Source organism: Acinetobacter colistiniresistens, from assembly GCF_000413935.1.
In the GTDB taxonomy this organism is placed as follows: domain Bacteria; phylum Pseudomonadota; class Gammaproteobacteria; order Pseudomonadales; family Moraxellaceae; genus Acinetobacter; species Acinetobacter colistiniresistens.
The window spans coordinates 73,520-94,781 of the sequence record NZ_KE340376.1 but is presented as its reverse complement, the minus strand read 5'-3'; the positions used below and the strand labels follow the sequence as shown (position 1 = coordinate 94,781).

The window sequence follows — 21,262 nt, the reverse complement described above, 5'->3', positions numbered from 1 at the left end:
CCTCTTTTTCTAGTTTTTTTTCACAAGTTTTTGTAAGGGTTCTGCCAGCCAATGTGGGTTCTTTGGAGAGAAGTGACCTACATAACGTTGCATGATCTGTTCAAGATCTTGTGGATAGTGACCTGTCGGGGTAAAGGCACCTAAACAATAAATGGTTTTGTGGTCATAATCAAAGGCGAACATGACAATGGGAATACCTGCTGCATGGGCGATATGATAAAAGCCACTTTTCATTTTTTCGGCTTTTTTACGGGTACCTTCAGGTGCCATTCCGATCCAGATTTTGTCATGCTGGCGAATGCTGGCAACCACTTGCTCAGTTAAACCATGCGCACTATCTCGATGTACAGGAATGAGCCCTGCCCAGTTTAACAGTGGCTTCAAAGCTGGCTTAAATAAGGTATCTTTACCCAGTACAGTAATTTTTAAACCCAATCCACCGATAGCGAGAAAGCCATACCAACCATCAATATTGGAGGTGTGTGGAGAAATAATCGCAACGGCCTTGGGAAGATTGGGAATTTCCCCGACAACAGTCCAACCTTGGCTTAAGAAAAGTTTCTTACATAAAGCACGACTATAAAGCGATCCACGTTGTGGCACTAATGGGGGTAAATCTGGAAAATGCTGCGACATAAATTATAATATGTAATGACAACTACAATCATGTTAAACGCTGATGACAAGCACTGCATTGGCAAAAAATAAGATTTTATTGCTATGCCGATGAAAGGATTGGATACTTGAGCTCCTTTGGTATGCGCTCATGGAAAACTGAAAATGCTTAATCTTCGTCAGGTTTACATTTTATTGTTTTCTTTATACTGGGCGCAGGGCTTACCTGTGGGGTTTATGACCCATGCACTGCCTGTGATTTTAAGGGCGCAGGGCGTGTCCTTGGCGCATATTGGCGGTTTTGGTTTATTGATGTTGCCTTGGTCGATTAAGATTTTTTGGGCGGCCTATGTAGATCGGTTTGCTATCTCAAGATTCGGACATTACCGCAGTTGGATTCTTCCTACTCAACTTGCGAGTGTGCTGATTCTCATTGTCTTGTCATTTTTCCCGATTCAGGCTTTAGACCAACCTAGTTATTTGCTGGTTTTTTTTGCACTCCTGTTCCTCATGAATTTAACTGGCGCAACTCAGGATGTTGCGACGGATGGTCTGGCAGTCAATTTACTGAAAAGTGATCAACAACACTGGGGCAACACCTTTCAAGTGATCGGATCTCGTTTAGGTTTTATTGTGGGGGGAGGGGCAGTACTTTGGTGTCTAGATTGGCTGGAGTGGCAAAAGACCTTTCTGGCTTTGGCAGCACTGGTCTTGCTCAATACGCTGCCGGTTTTGTTTTATCGTGAACCGAAACACATGAGTAAAGTGGTGCCTAATACCGCTGTTAGCGTATCTTTAGCGCAGTCGATCAAAGCTTATCTCGCTTATTTCCAGTCTTCTTCAGAATTAAAAGCATGGTTGTTGGTGTTGATTAGTTTTAAAGTGGCGGATGGTTTAGCAGGACCTTTATTAAAACCTTTAATGGTGGATATGGGATTAAATTTTACTCAGATTGGGGTGTTTATTACCATGTTTGGTGCGGTTGCTGCATTGTTGGGTGCTGCCATGGCAGGTTTATTATTGAAGTATTTTTCCAGAACGCAAAGTTTAATTGGTTTTTCACTGCTTAAGATTTTGAGTTTGGGGGCTTATACTGTTTTGGCTCATGCTTACGAATTTGGGTATCAAATTTCTCCAATCTGGCTTTATGTGGTCAATGCTGTTGAAGATGCCTGCTCTGCCATGCTGTTGGTGGTGATGCTTACCTTAGTGATGCAATATAGCCGTAAACAATTTGCTGGCACAGATTTTACCTTTCAAGTCTCGATTATGGCGACGGTGAGTGGTTTTCTTTATTTATGGAGTGGGATTGTCGGGGATTGGCTCGGTTATTTTTATTATTTGATCACGATTTGCGTGATTGCTGTGCTTTGTTTATGGCCAATTTTTCATTGGAAAAATTATGTAAGATGAAAGCATATTTTTATTAAAATTTTTTTGCTAAATCGAACAGATGTAAAATGACAAATAGGGTTCAGTCCTTGTACTTATCTAGAGATTGAATGTTTTTCATCGGATTTTTTATTTTTTTGAATATCGTAGTTTGATGATGAAAAGCGTTTAATTTGATTTTTAATTATTTGATATCGAAAATAATTTGTTAAAATATAAAAAGATAATTTAAAATCTATGGCACAGATTATAGCTGGCTAAAAATTAAACTTTAGTCGAAATTAGAATAAATAAATAAGATTTTAATCGTTTTGTCATATAAAGTTACTGTGTAGGATTTGTTACAAATTTAACCAGGATGTAAACAATGAAAATCAAAATTGTAACAGCAGCAGTGCTCAGTTTACTTGCAACAACCACATTTGCAGCGCCAACACTTTATGGTGAAATCGATGCCAGCGTTGATTATTTACCAGAAAAAAATGCGACTAAATCAAATAAAGATGTTTGGGAAATCAGTTCAAACAGTTCATTTATAGGAATTAAAGGTGATGAAAAACTCACTGAGCGTTTAAGTGCAGTCTACGCAATCGAATGGGGTTTTAGTGCGGATGGCGATAGCAGTGACTGGACACAGCGTAATCGTTTTGTCGGTTTAAAAGATTCCCAATTAGGTACCTTGAAAATTGGTAAGCACGATACACCGGTTAAACAGTTATCGAGTGTTGTCGATACCTTCAATAACTATGTTGCAAACAAGGCGGATATCACGGGTATTTTCACAGGTGAGAACCGTATTGATAATGCTGTGATCTATGAGTCACCAGCAGTTCAGTTATTAGATGGCGCATTTAAATTTAATGCGTTGCTTGCGACAGGCGAGTCTTCTGGTATTAAACAGACCAGTGGCGGTGCAAAAGTTGCAGGTGGAGGTTTGGGAGATGCATGGTCAGCGACAGTCACGTATGAAAACCCATTGGTGGTTGCGGGTATCGGTTATGATAAAGCGATTCCAAGCACTTTCCTTGGTCGTGGTTTCTTAAATGCGGCTGAACCTGCAATTACAGGAGGTAGTTTATTTGCTGCTGCCAATACCGTTCGTGCTATTGGTCGAGTCAATCCTGTTGAAGGTTTAGCGCTTAAAGCACTGTATCAAACCTCTAAAGTTGAAGCGGTTGCTGGAAATGCACCAGGCTCAGAAAATATTGATGATGCACAAGGTTGGTTATTGGGCGCTGAATATAACATTCCTCAAGCGAAAAACTGGACAGTAAAAGGTCAATACAGCCAAAATGACACCAGTTTTAAAACCAATACAGCTGATTTTAAAGCCAAACAAATTATTGCTGGAGCAGACTATGCGTTTAACAAACAGGTCAGAACCTATGGTTATGCTGGTTATCTAACGCTTGAGCAAGCAAGCAAAAAAGACAAGCAACCTGTCGCAGGTTTGGGTTTAGAATTTAAGTTCTAAATTCCTTTTCTTATCGAACACCCTTTAAGTACACCTTAAAGGGTGTTTTTGTTTGTATGGGATATGACTTGTAGTATAGTAATTCCACTAAATGGAATGATTTTTTTAAGAATAAAACTAGGGTACGTAATGGAGAGAGCGCAAATGAGCGGGATGGTTTGAAACTAAATATCCTTCTCGATTTGCAAGTAAATCTAGAACCGAATTGCAGATATTATTGCGCCTATTATTATTTAGTTTAAGTCATTTTTAAGTTTTAATTTTTATCTTAGAGACGCTAAGAAGTTTATTTTTAGATTATGATGACCATGCTGCTACAGAAACTCAAGACTAGACCTATCTCGCTATTAACTTTTAATGCCTTACTTGCTATCTGGTTAGGTGTATTTTTAAATTTTGCTTTCTATAAAAAAATGGAGTCTCTTACTCCATATACTGGAATGAAAGCAGGTTTTTTTGTACTGGCTTCTATATTGGTTGTTGTTGCCGTATATAACTTTCTATTCCAACTGCTAAGCTGGAAATGGACTGCGAAACCTGTTGCGATTGCTCTGGTTTTTATTGGTGGTTTTGCCGCGTATACGGTCAACACATTAGGTGTCTGGATTACCTCTGACCAAATTCAAAACTTGATGCAAACCAATGCCGCTGAAGCACGAGATACTTGGTCATGGCATCTTGTGGTATGGACCTTAGGGATGACCATCCTGCCGATCATTGTGATCCTGCTGGTGAAGATTAAACCTGAACCGGTACTAGGCCAAATATTAAAAAAGGTGGTTGCATCTGTACTTTCATTGGCTATGGTTGCTGGACTTCTATTTGTTTTTTATGTTGATTTTGCAGCAATTTTTCGTGAAAACCGAGATCTGAAAGGCATGATTTCTCCTCAGAATATGATCGGATCTTTTATTTCATATTATAAAAAGAAAGCACCTAAAGAAAACCTCCCACTGGTGACGTATGGCGAAGATGCACAGCATGTAGAAGCGGTAAAAGGTTTGCCTAAACTGATGGTACTGGTTGTAGGTGAAACAGCACGTGCAGAAAACTTTTCACTGAATGGTTATAGCAAAGAAACCAATCCTAAATTAGCGAAGCAGGACATTATCAACTTTTCCCAAGTCAGTTCTTGTGGGACAGCAACAGCTGTGTCGGTTCCTTGTATGTTCTCTGGCATGCCAAGAGAAGATTATAATGAGCGCCTTGCAAGTCATCGTGAGGGGTTACTTGATATTGCTCAACGAGCAGGTTATCAAGTGACTTGGATTGACAATAATTCTGGTTGTAAAGGCACCTGTGATCGTGTTCAACAATTCCAGATTCCTGAACCGATTCAGAAAAAGTGGTGTAAAGACGGAGAGTGTCTTGATGAGATGCTGGTTGATAGTCTAAAAGCGTATATAGAAACGATTCCAAAAGATGATACACGACCACATTTGGTGGTATTACATCAAATGGGAAGTCATGGTCCGGCCTATTATAAGCGTGTACCGCCAGCCTATCGCGTGTTTAAGCCAACATGTGATACCAATGCCATTCAAGGATGTAGTAAAGAAGCCTTGGTCAACAGCTATGACAATACCTTGCTTTATACTGACTATATTTTAGATTCAGTGATCGAAACATTAAAACAAACTACGCAGTATCAAACAGGTATGTGGTATTTATCTGATCATGGTGAGTCAACAGGTGAGAGTGGTATGTATTTGCATGGTGCTCCTTATGCCATTGCACCCTCTCAGCAGACCCATATCCCTATGGTCATGTGGTTTTCGAATACATGGCAACAACATGCGGCTAAACAGATGCAGTGCCTGGAACAACAACGTAAAACTAAACTCAGCCAAGATAATTTGTTTCCAACAATGCTGAGCCTGCTTGATGTAAAAACTAAAGTAATTAACTCCAAAGATGACATGTTGCAAACATGTCCTAACCCTTAAGGTGAAATGAAATCATGACCAAGATCTTGATGATAGAAGATGATTTTATGATTGCAGAGTCGACATTGACTTTATTGCGATACCATCAATTCGACGTAGAGTGGGTCAATAATGGGGTGGATGGATTGGCTTTACTCACCAAGCAATCCTTTGATTTAGTACTATTGGATTTGGGTTTGCCTTTAATGGACGGGATGCAAATCCTCAAACAGATTCGTCAGCGGAGTTCTTTGCCTGTTCTGATCATTTCTGCAAGAGATCAGTTACAGAATCGTGTCGATGGGCTGAATCAGGGGGCAGATGATTATCTTATTAAACCTTATGAGTTTGATGAGTTATTGGCCCGTATTAATGCTTTACTACGTCGTGGTAGTAATGAGGCAGCCCAGCTTAAGAGCCAATCTCAATTACTCAAAAGCGGTGAATTAACACTCGATGTCGAGCAACATTTGGCGACCTTTAGAGGGCAACAAATTGAATTGTCAAATAGAGAGTGGGCGATCCTGATTCCGATGGTTTCACATCCAAACAAGATTTTTTCTAAAGCCAATTTAGAAGATAAGTTATACGATTTTGATAGTGAAGTGACCAGTAATACCATTGAAGTCTATGTGCATCATTTACGTGCCAAGTTGGGTAAAGACTTTATTCGTACCATTCGTGGTTTAGGTTATCGTCTAGGGCAATCTTAAATTTATGAAAACAGCAAAGCATTATTCACTTAAGAAAAGGTTGATTTGGGGTACTTCCATTTTTAGTGTGGTGCTCGGCTGTTTTCTCATTTTAGCGGCATATCGGATTTCATTACATGAAGTTGATGAGATTCTGGATACTCAAATGCAATACATGGCTGAGCGATCAATTTCACAGCCAATCATTCCTGTTTCAAGTCGGGTTGAGCTGCACCGAACTTACCATGAAGAAGATTTGTTGATTGATATATGGGCCTATAAAGATCAAAATCATTTATGGCATCAAACGCATTTATTGATTCCCCCTGTGAAACAAGCTGGTTTTTATACGCAGGATACGCCACAGGGGAAATGGCGTGTCTATGTTGTGCCCTTACAGGACTATCAAGTTCAAGTCAGTCAGCAGGAACAGGTGCGTCATGCTTTTGCCTGGGAGTTAGCTGGCAGCATGTTTGTTCCTTATATTTTGCTGCTGCCGATCGCTATTTTTGTGCTTGCTTTCATTATTAGCTTGAGTTTGAAGCCTTTAGACGATTTTAAAACAGAATTGACCCAACGTGACTCAGATGGATTGGCCCCCATAGATAGCCAAGATTATCCGCAAGAATTGTTGCCGACCATTGAAGAAATGAACCGTCTATTTGAGCGTATTCAGCATGCTCAGACTGAACAAAAACAATTTATTGCCGATGCCGCCCATGAGCTCAGAACACCTGTAACAGCCTTAAATTTACAAACTCGGATCTTGATCAGTCAGTTCCCTGAACATGAAGCTTTACAAAATCTAAGTAAGGGATTAGCCCGTATTCAACATTTGGTCACCCAATTGTTGGCGTTGGCAAAGCAAGATGTTGCACTCAGTTTAATTGAACCCAATACCCACTTTCGTTTGAATGATGTGGCATTAAATTGTGTTGAGCAATTGGTGAATTTAGCCATGCAAAAAGAGATTGATTTAGGCTTTGAACGTAATGATCCGATTGAAATGCAAAGTCTTGAATCAACGGTTCATTCAATTATTTTTAATTTGATTGATAATGCAATTAAATATACGCCAAATCAGGGTGTTATTAATATCTCAGTGTATAGTGATGCGGATGATTTTGCTTATATCCAAATCGAAGACAGCGGTACAGGGATTGATCCTGAGCAATATGATAAGGTACTGAAACGTTTTTACCGTGTACACCATCATTTAGAAGTCGGGAGTGGACTTGGTCTGTCGATTGTCGATAAAGCAACGCAACGTTTAGGTGGCATTTTGACTTTATCTCGAAGTATCGAATTAGGGGGATTGAGTGTATTGGTCAAACTCCCTAAAAAACTAGCTCATCACGACTATAGTCATTAGCGTGAGCTTTTTAGCGCCTGATCTTGTAAATAGCGCAAGAACAGCACGCATTTCTGAATACGTTTGCCATCATTGCCAACTTTACTGACATTAAAGCGTAACACCCAATTTAGGCGTTTGCCAACCTTACAAATGTCTTTATAGACTTGAGGTTCATCCAAGAGAGCCTGATAGAGCAACTGGCTGGCTTGCTCAAGTTTTTCAAATTCAAAATGATAGGCCGTTGAGAAGATAAATAGCAACCAATCACGTACAAAACAGTCATGTAGGCTGAGTACATCTCTGGGATCGGTTTCAAAATCAATAAAAGTGAACTGGTTTTGTTCATCGACCAGAATATTACGAGCAAATGCTTCACTCAAATAACCTTCTTGTTGATGAATATTGCGAATAGATTGAATGGCTTGATTAAATAACTCAAATTGTAATTCTGGATGGTCTTTTAAACTGGCAATCTTTTGATCGAGCTGATCCACAGGGCTGTGACGTTGGGCGCCGACATCCTCGAGTAAAATGCCTTTTTTTGATACTGCCAAAACATTTGGTGTTGAGACTCCTAGCGCATTGAGTTGCTGGATTCTCCTAAATTCACATTGAATTGCAGCTGCACCGCCTTGGTTTGGAACAGGCGTAATTGAGCCTAAGTTAAATATTTTTGCTAACCATTTTAATGGTGTATATAGCCATAGCCCATGACGTTCAGATGCTTTTTTTAACCATACTTTGTGGGAATCTAGTTCATAAGATTGAATAGATGATTGCTGCGTTGTTAAAGTGGATTCTAAAAAGGCTTGAAAGTCAGTCATATGGAAGAAAAAAATATCCTAAAGTGGTCGTGATGCGTACCATGGATTTTGGTACTGGACTCACTTTACCACATCAACTGTTGTTATCGGTACTGCATTATGATTTGCAGCTTGTTGATGACGTTTATAAGTGATTGCATACATGGCAAGATTCACCGCAATACAGAACCATGCCGTCCACAAGTTATGGCTAAGAAAATGAGCACCACGCATCATTTGTGCCCAACCCATAGCAAAACCAATAACCATTCCAGCAAAAAGATAGAACCATGCACGTGTCTTATTGTCCAAGCGATAAACAAAATAGCCCGTGACTAAGGCAAATCCTGCACTGGCATGCCCACCTGGAAAGCAATGTCCTGCAGTTGCTGAAAAATCCCAGATAAAGCCAGTCGCTGTTTCATGGGTCATATACCAGGGACATGCATGAGCCGAATGTGATTTGAAGAATCCAACCACAGCGGTACACAGGATGCTTACCCAAAACATATAGCCATATTCCCAGCGCTTTGCCTTGAGCTTTTCGACTTTAAATGAGGCACACCATAAAAAGAGAAAGATCAGATACACGGCTGTGAGTAGGTTTTTGACATAACTGTGGTTCAGTTTATCTAGAAACCAGTCATCTTTATAAGGAAATGTACCTTGCAAACTGACCCAAGGCTGAATCAGATGTAAGTCAATTGCACCGCCGACTGGAAACACGAATAATAAGATGAAAAAGCTCAGCAATAATAAAAAGCTGGCCAGCGCAAAAAAAGGTGTTTTCAGAGTCATTGAGCGTATTATTAAAACCAGATGAAAATTTGTGTTATTTAATGTGAACAAGCTTAAAAGCCTCTTAAATATACATAAAAAATGCTAAATGAAGAGATCTACAACATAAAAATGAGTGGCAAATTTTATAATTTGACCGTTTGCTGATTCAAATTTGCTGAATGAGCGGAACTGGCTATATCACCATGTTTATTTTGTTGTAATTCACACGATAAAGCAGCCTGAGCGCTGCTTTATCGTGTGAGTGTATTCAAAAATTTAATGCAGAATTTTATCCAGAAATTGCTGGGCTCGTTCACCACGTGGTGCACCAAAGAATTCATCTTTAGAACAGTCTTCCATAATTTTTCCTTGGTCCATGAAGATTACACGATTGGCGACTTGGCGGGCAAAGCCCATTTCATGGGTGACACACATCATGGTCATTCCTTCCTTGGCCAGCCCGACCATCACATCAAGCACTTCATTGATCATTTCAGGGTCAAGTGCAGAGGTGGGTTCATCAAATAGCATCGCAATCGGGTCCATGCTCAGTGCACGCGCAATTGCGACCCGTTGTTGTTGACCGCCAGAGAGTTGTGCCGGATATTTATTGGCATGCGCACTCAATCCCACACGATCCAGATAGGCCAGTCCTTTTTTATTGGCTTCCGCTTCTGAGCGTCCAAGCACCTTGATCTGTGCAATGCTCAGGTTCTCGGTAATACTTAAGTGCGGAAACAGTTCAAAGTGCTGAAATACCATACCGACTCGACTCCGCAGTTTGGTCATATCGGTTTTGGGTTCATGTACAGGCACGCCATCGACAAAGATTTTACCTTGCTGAAATGGCTCAAGCCCATTCACGGTTTTAATCAAGGTGGATTTTCCTGAACCCGATGGGCCACAAACCACCACCACTTCACCTTGGCAAATTTGAGTACTGCATTCAGTCAGTACCTGAAATTGTTCATACCACTTACTGACATTCTGGAGGTCTATCATTACTTTATTGTCACTCATACACTTAACCTCCTTTGTAAACGTTTCACTGCGAATGTCGCGAGAGCGCTGATGGTGAAGTACACCAACCCTGCAAATAAAATATATTGGGTGAGCAGAGACATTAAATCGCCACGAACATAATTTGTTCTGAAAAAATCAAGTAAACCAATCGCATAGACCATGGTGGAATCCTGAAACAGGATAATAGTTTGTTGCAGTAATAACGGGGTCATTTTCCTGAACGCCTGAGGCAGAATAATCAGTCGCATCGACTGCCCGTAGCTCATGCCTAAGGCTTGAGCCGCTGCCGCTTGACCTTTGGGAATCGACTGAATCCCTGCACGTACAATTTCAGAAAAATAAGCGGCTTCAAACAGCATGAAGGCCACGATACTTGAAACCAAAGCGGTATCAATGGTCAGATATTGTCCTGTGATTGCGGTATAAAAAAATGGCACAGCAAAATAGAACCACATCAATACTAATAACAGCGGAATAGAACGGAACAGGTCGACATAAGCCTGTGCAATCCAGTTCAGAATTTTGATTGAAGACAAACGCATCATCGCCAGTAGCGTACCAATGGCGATACCACCAATGGTGGCAATTACTACCACTTTTAAGGTGATGCTGAATCCGTACCAGAGGGCAGGGCCAGACTGCTGTAAGTCATTGAGAAAAGAAGTTAACCATTCCATATTACTTGCCTCCTGAGATTAAACCAGGAATACGCAGACGTTTTTCCAACAGGTTCATGCTAAAAATGAGGCAGATGTTGATCACGATAAAAATCAGCGTGACATAGGTATAAATTTCGATGGTGTTCTGGGTATATTCACTAATGGTTTTCATCTGTGAAATGATTTCTGCGACCCCAACCAGAGAGGCGACCGAGGTGTTTTTCACGCAGTTGGTCAGTTCAGAACTCAGTGGTGGCAAAATGGTACGAAAAGACTGCGGTAGAATGACATAGCGATACAGCTGTGCCGTGGTAAACCCCATGGCATAGCCAGCATTGATTTGCCCCTTGGGTAAAGCCTCAATGCCTGTCCGGACCTGCTCACATACACGCGCTGCAGTGAATAAGCCGAGTCCGACACTGGCGGAAATCAGCGCGGTGGTATTGGCTCCCAGATCATTGATCCACCAGTTTTTAATCGGTGCGGGTAGGAAGTTGGGAACCACATAGAACCAAATAAATAATTGAACCAGTAAGGGCACATTTCTAAATAATGTCACATAGGCCGTACCGATTGCTCTGGCGGTTTTATTGGGAAGTGTACGCATGATGCCAAGAATACTGCCGAGCAGTAGGGCAATGCTCCATGCAACCACAGCAATCACAATGAGCCATCCGAGGCCCGTGACAATCCAGTTCAGGTAGGTGGTGTCTCCGATGCCTGTTGATTGCCACAAAACACCCCAGTTCCAGCTATAATTCATAACAACTCCTGAGTAGAGTCGGGACAACATCCTCTGTTTCCCGACCCCACAATACTATTCTTGTTATAAGGGGCGGGGATTATTGATCGCGATCGTGAGGATTGCTGATTAAAGCTTTGAGTTGATCAGACATGGCGAAGTTCAAATTAATGTTCTTCGGTGGAATCGGTTGCTGGAACCATTTTTCATACATCTTGTTGATTTCACCAGACGCATAGGTTGCCTTAATGGCATCATCGACCACTTGTTTAAAGCCTGTATCGCCTTTTCGCAGCATACAACCATAAATTTCATGGATGGGTGCTGTGCCGACAATCTCCCATTGATTTGGATCTTTGGCTTTAGATTTTTCTCCTGCCAGCAGGATATCGTCCATCATAAACGCGACAGCACGACCATTTTGTAGCATCAAGAAGGATTCAGCATGGTCTTTGGCAGAAATGATTTCGCCAATGCCAAGTTCTTGTTGGTGTTGACGGATATAGCGTTCAGACGTCGTACCTGCAGTGGTGACCAGTTTTTTACCTTTTAAATCGGCAAAGTCTTTAATGCCCGAATTTTTAGCGGTTAGTAGTCGAGAACCCACTTCAAAGAAACCGACAGAGAAATCGACTTGCTGTTGGCGTTCTTTATTATTGGTGGTCGAGCCACATTCCAGATCCACGGTACCATTCGAGACCAGTGGAATACGGTTCTGACTGGTGACCAAGTTATAGCGGATTTTCAGGTCTGGCATATTCAGCTTCTGCTTTACAGCTTCAACAACTTTAAGTTGCAGATCATGTGCATAACCAACCGGTTGGTTTGGGGTAGATGCAATATATGAAAAGGGAATTGATGAATCGCGATAACCCAGCACAATCGTGCCAGAACTTTTGATTTTGTTTAATGTTCCCGAAGTGGAGGCACCCGCTTCAGTCGCTTTGTCGCCAGCAGCCGGCGCTTTGTTGTCACTACAGGCACTGAGTCCGAATATCATTGTGCCTGCACAAAGCAGAGAGGTCATGGTGCGTTTATAAATCATGTACAAAACTCCTTTTGTATCGTTATGATCGTATGCGTCATTGTTGCCGTTTAACCGTTCATTTTTATGAAAAATAATGTGTTCTTTTTGGTGTATTAAAAAACATTATTTTTCATCTTAATGGAGTTGAATGCACATGCTCAAGCGATATTTTTTACGGTTTTGTTAATCGTAATAGTGGATGAGTGGCGTAATTTAAAAGTTGTAAATTACAGTAAAAATTGCAAGAAATATAAAGCATGATATGTGCCATGATTACGGTCTGGATTTGAATGGCGGTGGGGAGCAGTCAAGAATCCCGATCAAGGCGTTGATCTCAATAAACAGCGTTATTGAGTTGAAATTAAATTGATAGATTGGAATTCGACCGCAATCTGTTCAACATAAAAAAAGCGACGTTGCCGTCGCTTAAAAGGGTTTGGATTTAGAACATGGACTCTTCAGAGTTGGCTGAAATCTTATGAATGGAAAGGTCTGCGCCACGATATTCATCTTCTTGCGAAAGACGAATCCCCATAGTGGCTTTTAACAGGCCATAGACAATAAAACCACCAAGCAATGCAATGAGAATGCCGAGACCTGTGCCGATGATTTGCGAGATGATGGAAACACCACCGAGACCACCTAAAGCTTGTTGACCAAAGATGCCTGCTGCGATACCACCCAAGGCACCGCATACCCCATGTAATGGCCAGACACCTAACACATCATCAACTTTTAGTTTATTCTGAGTATAGGTGAACAGGTAAACAAACAGTGCACCCGCCGTACCACCAATGATTAATGCACCAATTGGGTGCACAATATCTGAACCTGCACAGATTGCGACCAAGCCTGCCAATGGACCATTGTGTAAGAAACCAGGGTCATTTCGGCCCATAAAGTTGGCTGCCAAAGTACCACCGACCATTGCCATCAGTGAGTTAATTGCCACCAGACCAGAGATGGCTTCAACCCGTTGTGCACTCATCACGTTAAAACCAAACCAGCCCACGATTAGAATCCATGAACCTAAAGCAAGGAATGGAATAGATGAGGGTGGATGGGCACTGACACGACCATCATTCTTATAACGACCATGACGGGCACCCAGTAAAATTACTGCGGCGAGGGCAATCCAGCCTCCCATGGCATGCACCACCACAGAACCTGCAAAGTCATGGAAACTTGCACCAAAAGAGTTCTCTAACCATTTTTGTAGACCGTAGTTACCATTCCAGATCATGCCTTCAAACAAAGGGTAGATCAGGGCAACCAAGATCAGTGTGGCAATGGCTTGAGCACGCATTTTGGCACGTTCAGCGATACCGCCCGAAATAATCGCAGGAATCGCCGCAGCAAAAGTTAGTAAGAAGAAACAGCGCATCAGGTTATAACCATGATCGGCGGCTAAGGTGCTGCCTGCATGGAAAAAGTTTTGACCATATGCAATCCAATAGCCTACAAAGAAATAGGCAATCGCTGAAATGGCAAAATCGGTGAGGATTTTACTCAATGCATTGACTTGGTTTTTATGGCGCACGGTGCCCAACTCCAAGAACGCAAAGCCAGCGTGCATTGCCAATACCAGTACTGCCCCGAGCAGTAAGAAAAATAGATCTACGTTTTGCATAATGATGCTCAAAAAAAGTGCTAAATTTTATTTTGATGCAAATGTTTGATTCGTTTTCTGCACCAAAATGGATTTAGTAAATCTAGAAACTCAAGCTGTATCACAACAACTTAATTTGATGAAATATCTAAAGCAAAAAACGCACCAATTTAGAAGTTAAATTGTAATTTTGGTGAAAAGTGGTGCAATTTGCTTAAAAATAGCACGGTTTTGGACATTGCTGAATAAAGCGAGGCGAGAGAACTCGCATGAAGATCGGTAGATGATTGATAGTAAGCAACAGTGATCACCACTTTTCATCTTCAAGAGTTTCAAGATAAAAAGTGGCGCTGACGGAGCTGTGTAGTTACATGACTGGTGGGCTATACGTTAAAGTGCGTCCTAAAATCCAGAGTAAGAACAGTACTAAAGGTAGATGGAACACCAATTGAGTCACAGTAAAGCCAATCACGTCTTTGGCTTTGAGTTTTAAAATCCCGAGCATGGGCAGCATAAAGAAGGGATTGATCAGATTTGGTAAGGCTTCGGCCGCATTATAAATCTGTACCGACCAACCTAAATGCACTTGTAAATCATTGGCTGCCTGCATCACATAAGGCGCTTCAATAATCCATTTACCACCACCAGAAGGAACAAAGAAACCCAGTACTGCAGAGTAGATGCCCATCACAATCGCAAAGGTTTCTTTTGAAGCAATCGAAACAAAGAATTCAGCAATATAATGCGACAGCGATAAATCTTGACTATTCAGCGCTTGAGTCATAATAAAGGCAATACTGCCGTAGAGCGGGAACTGAATCAGAATCCCCGACACCGCAGGCACTGCCTGACTCACTGCATTGAGGAAGTTTCGCGGTGTACGGTGTAGTGCCAGACCCAGCATCAAGAACACAAAATTATAAGTATTGAGACTGGAAATGGCGATGATGGGATTGGTTTTAGAAAACTCGATGAACATCCAAATCAAGCCTAATGCCACCACGATAATGGTCAATAAGGGTGAGTTTTCCAACCAGTCGCCCGGTCGGGTTGATTTAACTTCAGTTTTTTCTTCTTCATCAAAACTCAGCTCAAAATCCTGCATGGTTTTGACGTTGTCACCTTTCGGTGCAGACCAATAGGCAATCGCAATCGAGACAATCACTAAGATCAGAGTCATCAGCATGGATTGCCATAGGAAGATGGTTTCGGTAAATGGAATCACACCTGTGAGGTTATAGATGGATTCAGGCAAACTGGCTTTATTGGCCTGTAATTGTGCCGCAGACGAACTGATGCCCAGTGCCCATGTTGCTCCCATACCAATAATGGCAGCAGCGGCAGCAGCACGGTAGTCCATCTGTAGCTCTTTACGCTTGGCCAGCGCAATCACCAATAACGCGGTCAAAATGGTACTGACTGCCCAATTGACCAGAGAAATCAATAAGCTGACCGTGGCGACCAAGACAATGGCGCTGCGTCCCGAATGGGGAATACGTGCCATCATCTGAATCAGTTTTTTCACAGGTGCAGAAACCGAAACCACATAACCGACAATAATCAGCATGGTCATTTGTAAGGTGAAGGGGATTAAACTCCAGAAACCATTCCCGAAGGAGCTTGCGACATCTTGTACCGATGCACCAATGCCGATGGCAGCAAAGGAAACGATAATTACACCGAGCAGGGCAAAAATATAAGAGTCAGGAAACCATTTTTCCGACCAGTTACTAATCCGCAGGGCAAACCGTTCTAACACGGCAGGTTGTTTATTCATCTTGAGCATCCATTTTTAATTTTGTTGTAGCTGATTCATTTGTCCTAAATGAATTTTTACTGTTGTGAAAACAGCGAAAAGTGATGCCATCACAGCATCACTTCAACGAGAAAAATAAAAGCGTGTGTAGAATTAAGCTTGGGCTTCAATCAACAGCTCAACACCTGTAGCAGCTTGAATTTGTTGTTCAGTCACATCAGGTGCTAGTTCCACCAGTTTGATGCCTTCAGCAACAACATCCAAAACACCTAAATCGCTAATAATGCGATGCACCACTTTTTGACCTGTCAGTGGTAAGCTGCACTGTTTGACGATTTTGGCAGTCCCGTCTTTGGCATTGTGTTCCATCAACACCACCACACGCTGTACGCCTGCAACCAAGTCCATCGCGCCACCCATGCCTTTGACTTTTTTGCCCGGAATCATCCAGTTGGCCAAATCACCTTGTTCAGAGACTTCCATGGCACCCAAAATGGCGATATTGACGTGTCCGCCACGAATCATGGCAAAGGATTCACTGCTGGAGAAAAAGGCTGCACCTGCACGCGCGGTGACAGTTTGTTTGCCAGCATTGATTAAATCAGGGTCGAGTTGCTGTTCGGTTGGAAACTCGCCAATACCGAGCAGACCATTTTCCGATTGCAGCCATACATCCATATCCTCTGGAATGTAATTGGCAACTAGAGTGGGCAGGCCAATACCCAGATTGACGTAGAAACCATCTTGTAATTCTTGTGCGGCACGTTGTGCCATTTGTTCACGTGTCCATGCCATGATTATGCGTCCTGTGCTTTGAGGGTTTTTTGTTCGATCCGTTTTTCTGGTGTGGCATTGAGCACCACACGATTGACGTAAATCCCTGCTAAATGGATTTCATCTGGATCCAGTTCGCCAATTTCTACAATCTGTTCAACTTCGGCAATGGTAATTTTTCCAGCCATTGCACATTCAGGATTAAAGTTTTGAGCGGTTTTACGGAACACTAGATTGCCGGCTTTATCCGCTTTATAGGCTTTAACCAAGGCCACATCTGCGGTAAGAGAGGGTTCCAGAATATAAGTACGACCATTAAATTCGCGTTGTTCCTTACCTTCAGCCACTAAGGTACCTGCACCTGTTGCAGTATAAAAAGCAGGAATACCAGCACCACCAGCACGTAGTTTTTCCGCTAATGTGCCTTGTGGGGTGAGTTCAACTTCGAGTTCACCATTTAGATATTGGCGTTCAAATTCTTTATTTTCGCCCACATAAGACGAGATCATTTTTTTAATTTGTCGGGTCTTGAGCAACACACCCAAGCCAAAATCATCAATACCTGCATTATTAGAGATACAAGTCAGGCCTGTGACACCTGTTTCTTTCAGCGCCTGAATCAAGGCCTCAGGAATACCGCATAAGCCAAAACCGCCAACCGCAAAAGTCTGCTGATCTTGCACCACATCTTGCAGTGCCAGTGCTGCGCTTGAATAGACTTTATTCATTTTTTCACCTGTAAATTCCTTGGTTTCTAATAGTTTTAGCACTCAGGGATTATTTACAGAAGTTTAAATTTCTAAAGGATTAATGAGGGAAACTCATTAATACAATAAATTTTATCTATTTCACTTAACAGGGCACGATGACGGAGCGAATCTGTCTTTGTGTAGCAGTCAATCAGGCTTAGCCAAAATCATGTTGCAGCAAGATCTCGATAAACTCGGCTGAAATATTGGAAAGTTCAAAGTCTTTTTTATAGACAATGCCAATCGCCTGAGGCAGCTTGCCGTCCTCAATTTCAATCAGTACATTATGTTCCTTGTCGATAAAATTCTGAAAATGACGGGGGATGGCACTGACCCCCATATCCAATGCCACAAAGCTGGAGAGGGAACTGATCTGATGACATTCGACTTTTAAATCTAAAGTCAGATGGTTTTTAAGACAGTTTTCTTCAATCAGGTGTCGAACAATGGAGGGATGCTGTAAGGTCACAAAGGGATTGGCACACAACTGTTTCCAACTGATCGAATCCGCGCTTGCCAAAGGATGCGTTTTTGGTAAGAGTGCAAGGAAGTCTTCCTCAAATAAGGGCTTAAATTCCAATTGGTCATTGCGTGGCGGTTCAAAGCAGATCCCTATTTCAAAGATACCATCCTGCACATTTTCCAGTACTTTTTCATTGGGAATGTCATGAATGGAAAAGCTGATATTGGGATGTTTGGCTAAAAAGCTATGAATCACTTGCGGCAAAATCGCATGGGTGACAAAGGGCATCGAAGCAATATTCAATGTTCCGCGATTGAGTTTAAAACGTTGTTTAACATCCTTTTCCATATCTTCCCAATTGGCCAGTAATTTCTTGGCATAGGGAATCAAGGACTTTCCTTCCTGTGTCAGCTCAACCCGACGGGTATTACGTTTAAACAGCTTGCCACCCAGTTCTTCTTCCAGTGATTTGATACTTAGACTTAAAGCAGATTGACTGAGATGCAATTCAGCAGAGGCATTTGCATAATTCAGGGTACGGGTCAAAGCCAGAAATGCTTTGAGTTGCTTTAAAGTCATGGTGGACGACCTATGCGGAAAGTTTTTGATTTATATGCTGTAATTTATAAAAAAAACAGCACATTGTGACTGGCATTTTTGTTAATTCGCTGATGAGAGGCAAGCTATTTATTTTTAAAAAATCGGCAAATGATTATTGAATTATTTTATCGCAATATTGGAAAATAGATGATTAAAATAATAAGCTAAATATACTTTGATGGGATTAATGAGTATTTTTGAATAGTTAATTTGTTTTATTAATCAATTAAATTATTTGGGTGTTATTTTTGTATCTATATGATTTTTATGATTAATTTAAATGATTGATTTTGATTTAATGATATTGTTTTTTATGATTTTAATGCTATTTTAAAATACGTTTTAGCATGCGTCTTTGCTTTAGATTCTGTACTGCAGTTCGCAGTATTTTAATTTTGTTTATGGTTAGGATAACCACCACATAGTATAAAAAAAATAATTTGGTTGACCCTGACATATATTCTTTGGAATGGAGTAAAAGAATATGTGGGACTTATTTGTCATTCTGCTGTCTTTAGGCTTGCTGATGTACACGGCCTATCGCGGTTTTTCCGTGATTTTGATGGCACCGTTATGTGCATTGCTGGCGGTTTTTCTGATTAACCCCGCCAATGTATTGCCGTTTTATTCGGGCGTTTTTATGCCGAAAATGGTTAATTTCATTAAAGACTATTTTCTGGTGTTCTTGCTGGGGGCGATCTTTGGCAAAGTGGTGGAAATGTCAGGTATTGCCGAGTCGATTGCCCGTACCATTGTCAATTTGATTGGTGCAAAGAAAGCCATTTTAACGGTGGTTTTACTGGGTGCCATTCTGACTTATAGCGGTGTTAGCTTATTTGTGGCGGTATTTGCGATTTATCCATTTGCCAATCAGTTGTTCCAACAGGCCAATATTCCAAAACGTTTGATTCCCGGCACCATTGCCCTCGGTGCATTTACATTCACCATGGATGCCTTGCCGGGTACACCACAAATTCAGAACGTGATTCCAACCACCTTCTTTGGTACCAATATCTATGCAGCACCGTTTTTGGGTGTAATTGGAGCAATCTTCGTCTTAAGCATGGGGCTGTTGTATCTAGAGTCACGCCGTAAAGCCGCTGCTCGTGCAGGTGAAGGTTATGCTGGTTTTGCTGCTGAAGATGCAGCCACGCAAACGACTACTGATGTAGAGCTATCTAAGCAAAACAACGGTTCAGTGCTGCGTCAATGTATGGCCTTTGTTCCGTTGATTCTGGTTGCGGTGATGAACCGTTATCTATCCACAGCCATCAAAGAATGGTATCCAAATGGCTTTGATTTTAATGCAATTGGTTTAGCCAACTACACTGTTGATGTAGCAAAAACAGGGGCGATCTGGGCAGTCGGTTTGGCCTTGATTGTCGGCATTATTGCCGCGATTTTATTTGATTATCAACGCGTGGTAACTAATTTTAAAGAAGGTGTGAATGCCAGTATCAGTGGTTCATTATTGGCGGTGATGAATACTGCTTCTGAATATGGTTTTGGTGCGATTATTGCGGCATTACCGGGCTTTGCTTTGATTAGCCATGCATTGGGGACGACCTTTACCAATCCTTTGGTGAATGGTGCAGTGACCACGACAGTACTAGCAGGGATTACTGGGTCTGCATCGGGTGGGATGAGTATTGCCTTGAGCGCGATGGCAGAAACCTATAACGCAGCTATTGTGGCGGCAGGCATTCCACCAGAAGTGATGCATCGTGTGGTAGCGATGGCGTCGGGTGGTATGGACACGCTACCACATAATGGTGCGGTGATAACCTTGCTTGCGGTGACAGGTTTAACCCATAAGCAATCCTATAAAGATATTTTCGCAGTGACGATTATTAAAACCTTGGCGGTATTTGTGGTGATTGCTGCATTTACATGGTTCGGTATTGTCTAAGGCAAATTTTAAATTCAGCTTGCCTGTTTTGACAGGTGAGCAATCAAAATGATCAAGAACAGGAGTAGCACAGTGACTCAACAACTCGAAGCCAAAGTGGCCTTTATTACTGGTTCTGCGAGCGGTATCGGTTTAGAAATTGCGAAAAAATTTGCACAGGAAGGTGCCAAAGTGGTGATTTCTGATGTCAATGCAGAGAAATGCCAGCTAGCCGTGGAGCAGTTAAAACAGCAGGGTTTTGAAGCCTTGTCTGCGCCTTGCGATGTAACTGATGAACAAGCTTATAAAGCCGCGATTGATTTGACTACACAAACTTTTGGGCGTCTGGATATCCTGATCAATAATGCGGGTTTTCAGCATGTTGCAGCGATTGAAGATTTCTCAACGGATATTTATCAGAAACTGGTACAGGTGATGTTGACAGGTTCATTTATCGGGATTAAACATGCATTTCCAATTATGAAAGCACAACAATATGGTCGTATTATCAATATGTCTTCGATCAATGGCCTGATTGGTTTTGCAGGGAAGGCGGGGTATAACAGTGCCAAGCATGGCGTGATCGGCTTGACCAAAGTGGCGGCTTTGGAATGTGCCCGTGATGGCATTACCGTGAATGCATTATGTCCGGGTTATGTGGATACGCCATTGGTACGTGGGCAAATTGCCGACTTGGCCAAAACCCGTAATGTGAGTCTGGAAAGCGCTTTGGAAGATGTGATTTTAGCCATGGTGCCACAGAAGCGTTTACTCAGTGTTGAAGAAATTGCCGACTATGCGATTTTCCTCGCCAGTAGCAAAGGGGCAGGAATCACAGGACAGGCGGTGGTGATGGATGGTGGTTATACCGCACAGTAATCCATTTATGTGATTGAAAAAGCCGCTCAATAGAGTGGCTTTATTTTTTATGGAGCTG

At 41.9% G+C, this 21,262-nt stretch carries 19 protein-coding genes; 7 read left to right on the top strand and 12 right to left on the bottom strand.

The features are described from left to right. Positions 1–9: 9 nt before the first annotated feature. Positions 10–636, bottom strand: a complete 627-nt coding sequence (locus tag F907_RS16995) for a lysophospholipid acyltransferase family protein (protein ID WP_005269542.1) — start codon at positions 634–636, stop codon at positions 10–12. A 144-nt stretch (positions 637–780) separates the two neighbouring features. Between F907_RS16995 and F907_RS17000 the strand changes: the two genes are divergently transcribed. The 5 genes from F907_RS17000 (at position 781) to F907_RS17020 (ending at position 7,470) form a co-directional block, all read left to right on the top strand. After that, on the top strand, positions 781–2,028 hold the full coding sequence (locus tag F907_RS17000) for an MFS transporter (RefSeq protein WP_016651068.1): 1,248 nt from the start codon (positions 781–783) through the stop codon (positions 2,026–2,028). 346 nt (positions 2,029–2,374) lie between these two features. Next, on the top strand, positions 2,375–3,481 hold the full coding sequence (locus F907_RS17005; protein ID WP_016651067.1) for a porin: 1,107 nt from the start codon (positions 2,375–2,377) through the stop codon (positions 3,479–3,481). 308 nt (positions 3,482–3,789) lie between these two features. Then, entirely contained in the window at positions 3,790–5,427 is a 1,638-nt protein-coding gene (locus F907_RS17010) for a phosphoethanolamine transferase (protein WP_032861685.1), read from the top strand. Between the two features lie 14 nt (positions 5,428–5,441). Then, entirely contained in the window at positions 5,442–6,119 is a 678-nt protein-coding gene (locus F907_RS17015) for a DNA-binding response regulator PmrA (RefSeq protein WP_016651065.1), read from the top strand. 4 nt (positions 6,120–6,123) lie between these two features. Continuing rightward, complete coding sequence (locus F907_RS17020; RefSeq protein ID WP_016651064.1) at positions 6,124–7,470, top strand: ATP-binding protein; 1,347 nt, start codon at positions 6,124–6,126, stop codon at positions 7,468–7,470. On the opposite strand, the gene F907_RS17025 is transcribed toward F907_RS17020, so the two are convergent. From F907_RS17025 to F907_RS17075, 11 genes are all read right to left on the bottom strand, one after another. Further along, complete coding sequence (locus F907_RS17025; RefSeq protein ID WP_016651063.1) at positions 7,467–8,276, bottom strand: BUD32 family EKC/KEOPS complex subunit; 810 nt, start codon at positions 8,274–8,276, stop codon at positions 7,467–7,469. The two genes, F907_RS17020 and F907_RS17025, sit on opposite strands and share 4 nt — an antisense overlap. Before the next feature lie 60 nt (positions 8,277–8,336). Beyond that, complete coding sequence (locus F907_RS17030) at positions 8,337–9,053, bottom strand: phosphatase PAP2 family protein (RefSeq protein WP_016651062.1); 717 nt, start codon at positions 9,051–9,053, stop codon at positions 8,337–8,339. Positions 9,054–9,311: 258 nt separating this feature from the next. Beyond that, positions 9,312–10,037, bottom strand: a complete 726-nt coding sequence (locus tag F907_RS17035; RefSeq protein WP_171068362.1) for an amino acid ABC transporter ATP-binding protein — start codon at positions 10,035–10,037, stop codon at positions 9,312–9,314. Between the two features lie 14 nt (positions 10,038–10,051). After that, positions 10,052–10,735: an ABC transporter permease subunit gene (locus F907_RS17040; protein ID WP_016651060.1), complete on the bottom strand. Its 684-nt coding sequence runs from the start codon at positions 10,733–10,735 to the stop codon at positions 10,052–10,054. 1 nt (position 10,736) lies between these two features. Continuing rightward, positions 10,737–11,480, bottom strand: a complete 744-nt coding sequence (locus tag F907_RS17045) for an amino acid ABC transporter permease (protein WP_016651059.1) — start codon at positions 11,478–11,480, stop codon at positions 10,737–10,739. A gap of 79 nt (positions 11,481–11,559) precedes the next feature. Continuing rightward, on the bottom strand, positions 11,560–12,504 hold the full coding sequence (locus F907_RS17050) for a transporter substrate-binding domain-containing protein (RefSeq protein WP_016651058.1): 945 nt from the start codon (positions 12,502–12,504) through the stop codon (positions 11,560–11,562). A 424-nt stretch (positions 12,505–12,928) separates the two neighbouring features. After that, positions 12,929–14,116 carry an ammonium transporter gene (locus tag F907_RS17055; protein ID WP_016651057.1) on the bottom strand — a complete coding sequence of 396 codons (1,188 nt, stop codon included), beginning with the start codon at positions 14,114–14,116 and terminating at the stop codon, positions 12,929–12,931. Between the two features lie 346 nt (positions 14,117–14,462). After that, positions 14,463–15,872, bottom strand: coding sequence for a short-chain fatty acid transporter (locus tag F907_RS17060; RefSeq protein WP_005269560.1), 1,410 nt, complete (start codon positions 15,870–15,872; stop codon positions 14,463–14,465). Positions 15,873–16,004: 132 nt separating this feature from the next. Next, on the bottom strand, positions 16,005–16,646 hold the full coding sequence (locus tag F907_RS17065; protein ID WP_016651056.1) for a CoA transferase subunit B: 642 nt from the start codon (positions 16,644–16,646) through the stop codon (positions 16,005–16,007). 2 nt (positions 16,647–16,648) lie between these two features. Continuing rightward, positions 16,649–17,353 carry a CoA transferase subunit A gene (locus F907_RS17070; protein WP_005243873.1) on the bottom strand — a complete coding sequence of 235 codons (705 nt, stop codon included), beginning with the start codon at positions 17,351–17,353 and terminating at the stop codon, positions 16,649–16,651. 178 nt (positions 17,354–17,531) lie between these two features. Continuing rightward, on the bottom strand, positions 17,532–18,416 hold the full coding sequence (locus F907_RS17075) for a LysR family transcriptional regulator (RefSeq protein WP_004803082.1): 885 nt from the start codon (positions 18,414–18,416) through the stop codon (positions 17,532–17,534). A gap of 505 nt (positions 18,417–18,921) precedes the next feature. Here F907_RS17075 and F907_RS17080 point away from each other — a divergent pair. Together F907_RS17080 and F907_RS17085 are read left to right on the top strand one after the other, a co-directional pair. After that, positions 18,922–20,346 carry a GntP family permease gene (locus F907_RS17080; protein ID WP_016651055.1) on the top strand — a complete coding sequence of 475 codons (1,425 nt, stop codon included), beginning with the start codon at positions 18,922–18,924 and terminating at the stop codon, positions 20,344–20,346. Between the two features lie 72 nt (positions 20,347–20,418). Next, complete coding sequence (locus F907_RS17085) at positions 20,419–21,204, top strand: 3-hydroxybutyrate dehydrogenase (protein ID WP_016651054.1); 786 nt, start codon at positions 20,419–20,421, stop codon at positions 21,202–21,204. Positions 21,205–21,262: the final 58 nt, after the last annotated feature.